10 protein-coding genes are annotated in these 9,942 nt (G+C 63.5%); 9 read left to right on the plus strand and 1 reads right to left on the minus strand.

The features are described from left to right. Positions 1 to 42 precede the first annotated feature (42 nt). Complete coding sequence (gene fsa / locus AC1D05_RS19040) at positions 43 to 699, minus strand: fructose-6-phosphate aldolase (protein ID WP_477442889.1); 657 nt, start codon at positions 697 to 699, stop codon at positions 43 to 45. 89 nt (positions 700 to 788) lie between these two features. Here fsa and AC1D05_RS19045 point away from each other — a divergent pair, with 89 nt between their 5' ends. From AC1D05_RS19045 to AC1D05_RS19085, 9 genes are all read left to right on the plus strand, one after another. Then, positions 789 to 2,972: a primosomal protein N' gene (locus tag AC1D05_RS19045; RefSeq protein WP_477442891.1), complete on the plus strand. Its 2,184-nt coding sequence runs from the start codon at positions 789 to 791 to the stop codon at positions 2,970 to 2,972. Positions 2,973 to 3,022: 50 nt separating this feature from the next. After that, positions 3,023 to 3,718: an aspartate/glutamate racemase family protein gene (locus tag AC1D05_RS19050; RefSeq protein WP_477442893.1), complete on the plus strand. Its 696-nt coding sequence runs from the start codon at positions 3,023 to 3,025 to the stop codon at positions 3,716 to 3,718. Between the two features lie 95 nt (positions 3,719 to 3,813). Beyond that, the gene (locus AC1D05_RS19055) at positions 3,814 to 4,209 is read left to right on the plus strand and encodes an AGROH133_08824 family phage infection protein (protein WP_069090425.1); all 396 of its coding nucleotides are present in this window, start codon (positions 3,814 to 3,816) and stop codon (positions 4,207 to 4,209) included. A gap of 246 nt (positions 4,210 to 4,455) precedes the next feature. Continuing rightward, a complete protein-coding gene (locus tag AC1D05_RS19060) occupies positions 4,456 to 5,016 on the plus strand; it encodes a F0F1 ATP synthase subunit delta (RefSeq protein WP_477442895.1) in 561 nt (186 codons plus the stop codon). Then, positions 5,016 to 6,545 (plus strand): F0F1 ATP synthase subunit alpha, encoded by a 1,530-nt coding sequence (gene atpA, locus AC1D05_RS19065; RefSeq protein ID WP_477442897.1) that lies wholly within the window; start codon positions 5,016 to 5,018, stop codon positions 6,543 to 6,545. Before AC1D05_RS19060 ends, atpA begins: the two co-directional genes overlap by 1 nt. A gap of 34 nt (positions 6,546 to 6,579) precedes the next feature. Continuing rightward, entirely contained in the window at positions 6,580 to 7,464 is an 885-nt protein-coding gene (locus tag AC1D05_RS19070) for a F0F1 ATP synthase subunit gamma (RefSeq protein WP_477442899.1), read from the plus strand. Positions 7,465 to 7,534: 70 nt separating this feature from the next. Continuing rightward, positions 7,535 to 9,130 (plus strand): F0F1 ATP synthase subunit beta, encoded by a 1,596-nt coding sequence (atpD, locus tag AC1D05_RS19075; protein WP_477442901.1) that lies wholly within the window; start codon positions 7,535 to 7,537, stop codon positions 9,128 to 9,130. A gap of 111 nt (positions 9,131 to 9,241) precedes the next feature. Further along, on the plus strand, positions 9,242 to 9,649 hold the full coding sequence (locus tag AC1D05_RS19080) for a F0F1 ATP synthase subunit epsilon (RefSeq protein ID WP_477442903.1): 408 nt from the start codon (positions 9,242 to 9,244) through the stop codon (positions 9,647 to 9,649). Positions 9,650 to 9,748: 99 nt separating this feature from the next. Beyond that, a partial coding sequence (locus AC1D05_RS19085) for a transposase (RefSeq protein WP_477438159.1) occupies positions 9,749 to 9,942 on the plus strand: 194 nt, incomplete at its 3' end.

Below are 9,942 nucleotides of genomic sequence, written 5' to 3' on the forward strand. Positions count from 1 at the left end.
AAGGCCGGTCGCCCGGCCTTTTCTCATTGGAGCAATGCGACCTCAGCCGATTTTCTGGCCGGTCTTGGCCCAGTCGGCAAGGAACTGTTCCAGGCCCTTGTCGGTCAGCGGGTGCTTGACCAGCGCCTTCAGCGTCGCCGGCGGCGCCGTGATGACATCGGCGCCGATCAGCGCCGCCTGCTTGACATGGTTCACCGTGCGCACCGAGGCGACGAGGATCTCGGTCTGGAAATCGTAGTTGTCGTAGATCTGCCGGATCTCCTGGATCAGCTCCATGCCGTCCGAGCCGGTGTCATCGACGCGACCGACGAAGGGCGAGATGAACGAGGCGCCGGCCTTGGCGGCGAGCAGCGCCTGGTTGGCCGAGAAGCACAGCGTGACGTTGACCATGCGGTTCATCTGGGTGCGAATGGTCTTGCAGGCCTTCAGGCCGTCCAGGGTCAACGGCACCTTGATGCAGACATTGGGTGCAATCTTGGCCAGTACTTCGGCTTCCGCCATCATGTCCTTGTATTCGGTCGCCACGACTTCCGCCGAGACCGGGCCGGCGACGATGTCGCAGATCTGCTTGGTGACGTCGGCGATCTTGCCGCCGGATTTGAGGATCAGCGACGGATTGGTGGTGACGCCGTCGAGCAGCCCCAAATCGTTCAGTTCCTTGATGTCCTTGATGTCAGCGGTGTCGACAAAAAATTTCATGGGGGTCTCCTGAAGATTTTCATGTGCATGGCATGCACATTCGGGGTTGCCCTTTGATCTAGACCAAAGTCGGGGCAAGGTCACGCCTCATGATCGAAGATTCGCCCTTTGTCGCAGCCGCACCGGTGCTGGTGCCGATGCCTGCCGAACGCCCCTATACCTATGCCGTGCCGGCCGGCATGCGCGTGGTGCCGGGGTCGATCGTGCGCGTGCCGCTCGGGCCGCGCCAGGTCGCCGGCATCGTCTGGGATGGCGCGGTCGAGAACATCGACGCGAAAAAGCTGCGTCCGATCGAACAGGTTTTCGACTGCCCGCCGATCGACCGCGCCATGCGCCGCTTCGTCGATTGGGTGGCGCAATACACGCTGTCACCACCCGGAATGGTGGCGCGCATGCTGCTGCGTGCGCCGGAGGCCTTTGACCCGGAACCCTGGATCGAGGGGCTGCAGCGCACGCTCATCGTTCCCGACCGCATAACGGACGCACGAGCGCGCGTGCTGGAGACGGCCGAGGGCGGGCTGGCCTGGACGCGGTCCGGCCTGGCGCATGCGGCAGGCGTGTCGTCGACGGTGATCGAAGGGCTGAAGGCGCAAGGCGTGTTCGAGACGGTGATGATCCCGCCGCGCCCGGTGGTGGCGGCGCCTGACTCCAGCTACGTCGTGCCCGAGCTTATGCCTGATCAGAGCGACGCCGCATCGATGCTGCGCGCCAATGTCGCGGCCGGCGTGTTCAATGTCGCGCTGCTCGACGGCGTCACCGGCTCCGGCAAGACCGAGGTCTATTTCGAGGCGGTGGCGGCAGCCCTCGACCAGGGCAAGCAGGTGCTGATCCTGCTGCCGGAAATCGCGCTGACCCACGCTTTCCTCGAACGCTTCCAGCAGCGCTTCGGCGCCAAACCGGGCGAATGGCATTCCGACCTGCCGCCCAGGATGCGCGAAAAGGTGTGGCGACAAGTGGCGGAAGGCACAGTGCGCGTCGTTGCCGGAGCCCGCTCGGCGCTGTTCCTGCCGTTCAAGGAGCTTGGCCTGATCGTTGTCGATGAGGAACACGACCCGGCCTACAAGCAGGAAGACCGCGTCTTCTACAATGCGCGCGACATGGCGGTGGTGCGCGGTCACATCGGCGGTTTTCCGGTCGTGCTGGCGTCGGCGACGCCATCGGTCGAAAGCCGCGTCAATGCGAGCCAAGGCAAATACAGCAGAGCCGTTCTCTCCGCCCGCTTCGCCGAGGCCGCACTGCCGCAGCTGAAGTCGATCGACATGCGGCGAGCGCCGCCGGCTCGGGGCGGCTTCCTGTCGCCGGTGCTGCTCGACCATATGCGCAAGACGCTGGAGAGAAAGGAGCAATCGCTGCTGTTCCTCAACCGGCGTGGTTATGCGCCGCTGACGCTGTGCCGCGTCTGCGGCCATCGCTTCGGCTGTCCGGTCTGCTCGGCCTGGTTGGTCGAGCATCGCTTTCGCGGCCAGCTGGTCTGCCATCATTGCGGGCACAATGAGCGCCGCCCCGAAGCCTGCCCGGAATGCGGCACGCTCGATCATCTGGTCGCTTGCGGACCTGGCGTCGAACGCATCGCCGAGGAGGTCGTCGCGCATTTCCCCGATGCGCGCACCATCGTGTTGTCATCCGACCTGATGGGCGGGGTGCGGCGGTTGCGGCTGGAACTGGAGGCGATCGCCGATGGCGAGGCCGATATCGTCATCGGCACGCAGCTGGTCGCCAAGGGGCACAATTTTCCCAATATGACGCTGGTCGGTGTCGTCGATGCCGATCTCGGCCTCGCCAATGGCGATCCGCGTGCCGCCGAGCGCACTTTCCAATTGCTTAGTCAGGTGACCGGCCGCGCCGGCCGCACCGGCAAGAAGAGCCTTGGCCTGCTGCAGACTTTCCAGCCCGACCATCCGGTCATGCGGGCGATCGTCTCCGGCGATGCCGAGGCTTTTTACGAGCGCGAGATCGCCGAGCGCGAACGGGCGGCCCTGCCGCCCTTCGGCCGGCTCGCCGGCGTCATCGTCAGCGCGGTGACGCGGGCGGAAGCCGAAGGCCATGCACGCGGCCTGCGCCGCGCCGCGCCCGAGGCGTCAGACCTGTTCGTGCTGGGGCCGGCGGAGGCGCCACTGTCCCTGCTCGGCGGCCGCCATCGTTTCCGCCTGCTGATCCAGGGCGAACGGCGCGCCGACATGCAAGGTTTCATCCGCGCCATGCTGGCCAATGGGCCGAAACAGCGTGGTTCGGTCCGGGTGCAGGTCGATATCGACCCGCAGAGCTTTTTGTAAGGTCGCGATATCGGCGATACGGTGCAGGCCAGCGAGAAACGGAAGATCACATGAAAACCCTTGGTTTGCTCGGCGGCATGAGCTGGGAATCGACGGCCATCTACTACCGCCTGCTCAACGAGATCGTGCGCGAGCGCCTCGGCGGGCTGCATTCGGCGAAATTGCTGCTGTGGTCGTTCGACTTCGCCGAGATCGCCGAGCGGCAGCATCATGGCGACTGGGACGGCGCCGGCATGCTGCTTGTCGAAGCGGCGCGCAAGCTCGAGGCGGGTGGTGCGGAAGGTCTGCTTCTGTGCACCAACACCATGCACAAGCTGGCCGACCAGGTGCAGGCGTCCGTATCCATCCCGCTTATCCACATCGCCGACGCCACTGCGGCCGCGATCAAGCTTGCCGGCATGCAGCGCCCGGCATTGCTGGCGACGCGCTTCACCATGGAGCAGGATTTCTACAAGGGCCGGCTCGCTGATAAATACGGCCTCTCGCCAGTGGTGCCCGATGCCGCTGGGCGCGACATGGTGCATCGCGTCATCTATGACGAGCTCTGCCAGGGCATCGTCACAGACGCCTCGAAGACGGCTTACATAGAAGAAGCCGAACGCCTGCGCCGGGAAGAGGCTGCCGACAGCATCATCATGGGCTGCACCGAGATCACCATGCTGATCGGACAGCGTGATTTCGACATTCCGGTCTTTGACACCACCCGCATCCATGCCGAGGCGGCGGTGGAATTCGCGCTCGGCTGATGCGCTGCTCCTAAAGTGCCCTGAACCATCTGGCGCGGCGGTTTTCCTCCGCTAGAATGCCCGCAATTTCAAAACAGGCATTTCGAGGGGACAAGATGGATTTTGCGCTTCCATGGCCGACGAGCCAGGGTGAATGGCTGGCCTGGTCGAGCGCCGTCTTCACCGTGCTGCTAGGCCTTCTGTTTTTTCTGGCGCCTGGCCTGGCCTTCCGCATCCTGCGCTTGCAGGCCAAGCCCGAGAAAGCGGCGGCGATCGCCGAGGGGCGCGGCAGGATGTCGGGCTTTTATCTCGGCGTCGGCCTGTGCTGCATCCTCTTGGCGCAGCCGCTGGTTTACATGGCGCTCGGCTTCTCCTGGCTGTTCACCGCCTTCGGCCGGCTGCTGTCGATGATGTCGGATGGCGCCAACACACCTTTCAATTGGGTTTCCATTGTGGTGGAATTGGTCCTGGCGGCATTGCCGCTCGCCTTTGCCTTCGGCTTTGTGCCTTGAATCCTTAGCTATTCCGGGGCGCGAGACGGGACTCTTTTGCCGGATGCGACAATAGTGCCTGAAAACCATGCGGAACGACGCATTGCGGTCTTAAAATGCCTGTGCTAGACGGCAATCGACTTTCGGCCGGGGATAGCGGAAGCCGCGTCTCCGTGCTTGGAAAAATGCAGTAAGGTCAAAGATTTAGCCAGAGTTTTTGCTCGCGCCAACAATCTGCGGCCTGTCAGACAAGAGAAAAGACGGTCCGTGGCTCAATCGTCATCGCCAATCTCAGGTGTTGCAGAACGTTATGCGGGTTCGCTGTTCGAACTCGCCCGGCAGGCAAATTCGGTCGCCAAGGTCGAGGCCGACCTCAACAGTTTCGAAGCCATGCTCGAAGGCAGTGCCGACCTTACCCGCCTGATCAACAGCCCGGTGTTCTCCAGCGAGGACCAGGCCAAGGCTATCGCTGCGCTCGCCGACAAGGCGGGGATTACCGGCCTCGCCGGGAATTTCCTGCGCGTCGTCGCCCAGAACCGGCGGCTGTTCGCCATTCCCGGCATGATCAAGGCGTTCCGTCAGATTGCTGCCGAAGCGCGTGGCGAGACCACTGCCGATGTCACGTCGGCACATGAGCTGACGGCGGCCCAGCAAACAGAACTGAAGGCCGCGCTGAAAAGCGTTGCCGGCAAGGATGTGGCCATCTCCGTCACCATCGATCCGTCGCTGCTCGGCGGGCTGGTGGTCAAGATGGGCTCGCGCCAGATCGATACGTCGCTCAAAACCAAACTCAATTCGCTCAAGCTTGCACTGAAAGAGGTCGGCTGATGGACATCCGCGCCGCGGAAATTTCCGCAATTCTGAAAGACCAGATCAAGAATTTCGGCAAGGAGGCCGAGGTCTCCGAAGTTGGACAGGTGCTGTCCGTCGGTGACGGTATCGCCCGTGTCTACGGCCTCGACAATGTCCAGGCCGGCGAAATGGTCGAATTCCCCGGCGGCATCCGCGGCATGGCGCTCAACCTCGAAGCCGACAATGTCGGCGTCGTCATCTTCGGCGCCGACCGCGACATCAAGGAAGGCGACATCGTCAAGCGCACCGGCGCAATCGTCGATGCGCCTGTCGGCATGGGCCTGCTTGGGCGCGTCGTCGACGCGCTCGGCAACCCGATCGACGGCAAGGGTCCGATCAAGGCGACCGAACGCAAGCGCGTCGACGTCAAGGCGCCCGGCATCATCCCGCGCAAGTCGGTCAATGAGCCGATGTCGACCGGCCTCAAGGCCATCGATGCGCTGATCCCGGTCGGCCGCGGCCAGCGCGAGCTGGTCATCGGCGATCGCCAGACCGGCAAGACCGCCATCATTCTCGACACGATGCTCAACCAGAAGGCGGTGCACGACAACGGCCCGGAGAAGGAAAAGCTCTACTGCGTCTACGTCGCCATCGGCCAGAAGCGTTCGACCGTTGCGCAGTTCGTCAAGGTTCTCGAAGAGCGCGGCGCGCTTGAGTATTCGATCATCGTCGCCGCCACCGCTTCCGATCCGGCGCCGATGCAGTTCCTGGCGCCGTTCACCGGCGCCACCATGGGCGAATATTTCCGCGACAACGGCATGCATGCGCTGATCAGCTATGACGATCTGTCGAAGCAGGCCGTCGCCTATCGCCAGATGTCGCTGCTGCTGCGCCGCCCGCCGGGCCGCGAAGCCTATCCGGGTGATGTCTTCTACCTGCACTCGCGCCTGCTCGAGCGCGCCGCCAAGCTCAACGACGATCTGGGCGGCGGTTCGCTGACCGCTCTGCCGATCATCGAGACGCAGGCCAACGACGTGTCGGCCTACATCCCGACCAACGTGATCTCGATCACCGACGGCCAGATCTTCCTCGAAACCAATTTGTTCTTCCAGGGCATCCGTCCGGCGGTAAACGTCGGCCTGTCGGTGTCGCGCGTCGGTTCGTCGGCGCAGATCAAGGCGATGAAGCAGGTTGCCGGTTCGATCAAGGGCGAGCTCGCGCAGTACCGCGAAATGGCTGCCTTCGCGCAGTTCGGCTCCGACCTCGACGCCGCCACGCAGCGCCTGCTCAACCGTGGTTCGCGCCTGACCGAATTGCTCAAGCAGCCGCAGTTCTCGCCGCTCAAGGTCGAAGAGCAGGTTGCGGTGATCTTCGCCGGCGTTAACGGCTATCTCGACAAGCTGGCGCTCAACCAGGTCGGCAAGTTCGAGCATGGCTTGCTCAGCCACATGCGTGCAGCCGGCAAGGACGTGCTGGACGGCATCCGCAAGGAAAAGGCGCTGTCGGACGATCTGCGCGCCAAGCTGAAGGCTGAGATCGATGCCTTCGCGAAGACTTTTGCTTGAGAAGAAGCCGGATGCACGGGATCAGGTTTGAAGCATGCCTTCATTAAAAGACCTTCGTAACCGTATCGCCTCGGTCAAGGCGACGCAGAAGATCACCAAGGCGATGCAGATGGTTGCCGCGGCGAAACTGCGCCGCGCGCAGGAAGCGGCGGAAGCGGCGCGTCCCTATTCCGAGCGGATGGGCGCGGTTCTGGCCAACATTACCCAGGCCGTCGGTGGCGGTGGCGATGCCCCGGCGCTGATGACCGGCACCGGCAAGGATGCCGTGCATCTGCTCGTCGTCTGCACCGCTGAGCGCGGCCTGTGCGGCGGCTTCAATTCGCAGATCGCCCGCTTTGCCCGCGACCACATCCGCCGGCTTTTGGCCGATGGCAAGCAGGTGAAGATCATCTGCGTCGGCAAGAAGGGTTTCGACATCCTGCGCCGCGACTATGCGTCGATGATCATCGACCGTGTCGATTTGCGCGAGGTCAAGACGCTCGGCTTCGTCAATGCGGACGCGATCGCCAAGAAGATCATCCACCTTTTCAACGAGGGCGGTTTCGACATCTGCACGCTGTTCTATTCGCAGTTCAAGTCGGTGATCAGCCAGATCCCGACCGCACAGCAGATCATTCCGGCCGGCGTTGCTTCGGCTCCGGCCGCAGCGGTGGACGGCGGCAATGCCGTCTATGAATACGAACCGGAGCCCGGCGAAATCCTCTCCGACCTCATCCCGCGCAACATCTCCGTGCAGGTTTTCCGGGCGCTGCTCGAAAACGCCGCCGGCGAAATGGGCGCCAAGATGAGCGCCATGGACAATGCGACGCGCAATGCCGGTGACATGATCAACAAGCTGTCGATCACCTACAACCGCCAGCGGCAGGCGCAGATCACCAAGGAACTGATCGAAATCATTTCGGGCGCCGAGGCGCTCTAGGCGCGGTCTGCGGGCCGTCGGCCCGCTACCGGACTGCGTGAGAAACAAAGGACGAAAAAGGGTAAAGACGATGGCGAAAGCAGCGACCCCCAAGACGGCGGCCCCCAAGGCCGCAGCCGCGAAGACCGCAGCGCCCGCGAAGGCGGCCAAGGCTCCGGCAGCAGCCGCGAAGGCGGCTCCAGCCAAGGCGGCGGCAGCGCCCGCCAAGGCCGCGGCCCCCAAGACTTCGGCTCTCGCCACCAAGGCAACCGGCGCGGTCGGCAAGGTTCGCCAGGTCATCGGCGCCGTCGTCGACGTGCAGTTCGGGGATCACCTGCCGGCCATTTTGAACGCCATCGAGACGACCAATGTCGGCAACCGCCTGGTGCTCGAAGTCGCCCAGCACCTCGGTGAAAACACCGTGCGTTGCATCGCCATGGACTCGACCGAAGGTCTGGTCCGCGGCCAGGACGTCTATGACACTGGCGCGCCGATCACAGTGCCGGTCGGCCCTGGCATGCTCGGCCGCATCATCAACGTCATCGGCGAGCCGGTCGACGAGCAAGGCCCGGTCGATGGCATCGAGATGCGCTCGATCCACCAGCCGGCCCCATCCTATGTCGAACAGTCGACGGAAGCGCAGATCCTGATCACCGGCATCAAGGTGCTCGACCTGCTTGCACCATATGCGCGCGGCGGCAAGATCGGCCTGTTCGGCGGCGCCGGCGTCGGCAAGACGGTGCTGATCCAGGAACTGATCAACAACATCGCCAAGGCGCATGGCGGCTATTCGGTGTTCGCCGGCGTCGGCGAGCGTACCCGCGAAGGCAACGATCTCTATCACGAATTCATCGAGTCCGGCGTCAACCAGAAGGGCGGCGGCGAAGGCTCCAAGGCCGCGCTGGTCTACGGCCAGATGAACGAACCGCCGGGCGCGCGTGCCCGCGTCGGCCTGACCGGCCTGACGGTCGCCGAATATTTCCGCGACCAGGGCCAGGACGTGCTGTTCTTCGTCGACAACATCTTCCGCTTCACGCAGGCGGGCTCGGAAGTGTCGGCGCTGCTCGGACGTATTCCGTCGGCCGTCGGCTATCAGCCGACGCTCGCCACCGACATGGGCGCGCTGCAGGAGCGCATCACCACGACGACCAAGGGTTCGATCACTTCGGTGCAGGCGATCTATGTGCCGGCCGACGATTTGACCGACCCGGCGCCGGCGACCTCGTTTGCCCACCTTGACGCGACGACGGTGCTGAACCGCGCGATCTCGGAAAAGGGCATCTACCCGGCGGTCGATCCGTTGGACTCGACCTCGCGCATGCTCGACCCGCTGGTCGTCGGCGAAGAGCACTATGCCGTCGCCCGCCAGGTGCAGTCGATCCTCCAGCGCTACAAGTCGCTGCAGGACATCATCGCCATCCTGGGCATGGACGAGCTGTCGGAAGAGGACAAGCAGACCGTCGCCCGCGCCCGCAAGATCGAGCGCTTCCTGTCGCAGCCGTTCTTCGTCGCCCAAGTGTTCACGGGTTCGCCGGGTAAGCTGGTCGACCTCGCCGACACCATCAAGGGCTTCAAGGGTCTCTGCAACGGCGACTACGATCACCTGCCGGAAGCCGCCTTCTACATGGTCGGCGGCATCGAGGAAGCGGTCGAGAAGGCACAGCGCCTGGCGGCTGAAGCGGCTTAATCAAGGGAATAGGGAGTAGTCAGTAGTCAGTAGTGAATAGCAGCCGGGTGATCGGGGCAGTTGCCGTTTCTCCCTACTTCCTACTCACTATTCCCTACTCACTAAATTGACATGGCTGAAGCTTTCAAGTTCGAACTGGTCTCGCCGGAACGCCTGCTGGTTTCCGAGCAGGTCGAATCCGTCGTCATTCCGGGTGCCGAAGGCGAGATGACGGTGATGGCGCATCACGCGCCAGTCATGACCACGATCAAGCCAGGTGTCGTCACGGTGAAGACCGCGTCGGGCGGCGAAGAACGCTATGTCGTGTTCGGCGGCTTCGCCGATATCGTCCCGGCCGGCTGCACGCTGCTGGCGGAATCGGCTGTTGCGGTCAAGGATGTCGACCGCGCCGATCTCACGCGCCGCATCCAGGAAGCCAAGGAAGATGCCGCCGACGCCAAGGACGATCAGGCGCGCAGCAAGGCGGAGCAGTTCCTTAGCCAGCTCACCACGCTGGAAAGCGCGCTGCTCCCGGCTTGAGGTCCACTTCAAATGACTTGATAAAAAGCGGGGCTTTGCCCCGCTTCAGACTGCTGACAAACCCCTGGCATTTGCCGGGGGTTTTTGATTCACTGGGCCATGTTGAAGCGACCCGCCCCTGAACAGACCGCGCTCGAGATGGTAACGCTGGATCAGTTGGTTCCGGCTGATCACCTGTTGCGCAAGATCGACCGTTTGATCGATTTCTCCTTCATCCACGATCTGACCGCGCCGCTGTATTGCCCCGACAATGGCCGCCCGCCGCTCGACCCGACCTTGATGTTCAAGGCTCT

The sequence above is a fragment of the Mesorhizobium sp. P2_E9 genome, from assembly GCF_056403815.1.

What these genes read in the sequence shown, in the direction of transcription:
- atpA (WP_477442897.1), top strand. Translation starts at nt 5,016, where the DNA reads ATGGACATCCGCGCCGCGGAAATTTCCGCAATTCTGAAAGACCAGATC.
- AC1D05_RS19070 (WP_477442899.1), top strand. Translation starts at nt 6,580, where the DNA reads ATGCCTTCATTAAAAGACCTTCGTAACCGTATCGCCTCGGTCAAGGCG.
- AC1D05_RS19080 (WP_477442903.1), top strand. Translation starts at nt 9,242, where the DNA reads ATGGCTGAAGCTTTCAAGTTCGAACTGGTCTCGCCGGAACGCCTGCTG.
- AC1D05_RS19050 (WP_477442893.1), top strand. Translation starts at nt 3,023, where the DNA reads ATGAAAACCCTTGGTTTGCTCGGCGGCATGAGCTGGGAATCGACGGCC.
- atpD (WP_477442901.1), top strand. Translation starts at nt 7,535, where the DNA reads ATGGCGAAAGCAGCGACCCCCAAGACGGCGGCCCCCAAGGCCGCAGCC.
- AC1D05_RS19045 (WP_477442891.1), top strand. Translation starts at nt 789, where the DNA reads ATGATCGAAGATTCGCCCTTTGTCGCAGCCGCACCGGTGCTGGTGCCG.
- fsa (WP_477442889.1), bottom strand. Translation starts at nt 699, where the DNA reads ATGAAATTTTTTGTCGACACCGCTGACATCAAGGACATCAAGGAACTG.
- AC1D05_RS19055 (WP_069090425.1), top strand. Translation starts at nt 3,814, where the DNA reads ATGGATTTTGCGCTTCCATGGCCGACGAGCCAGGGTGAATGGCTGGCC.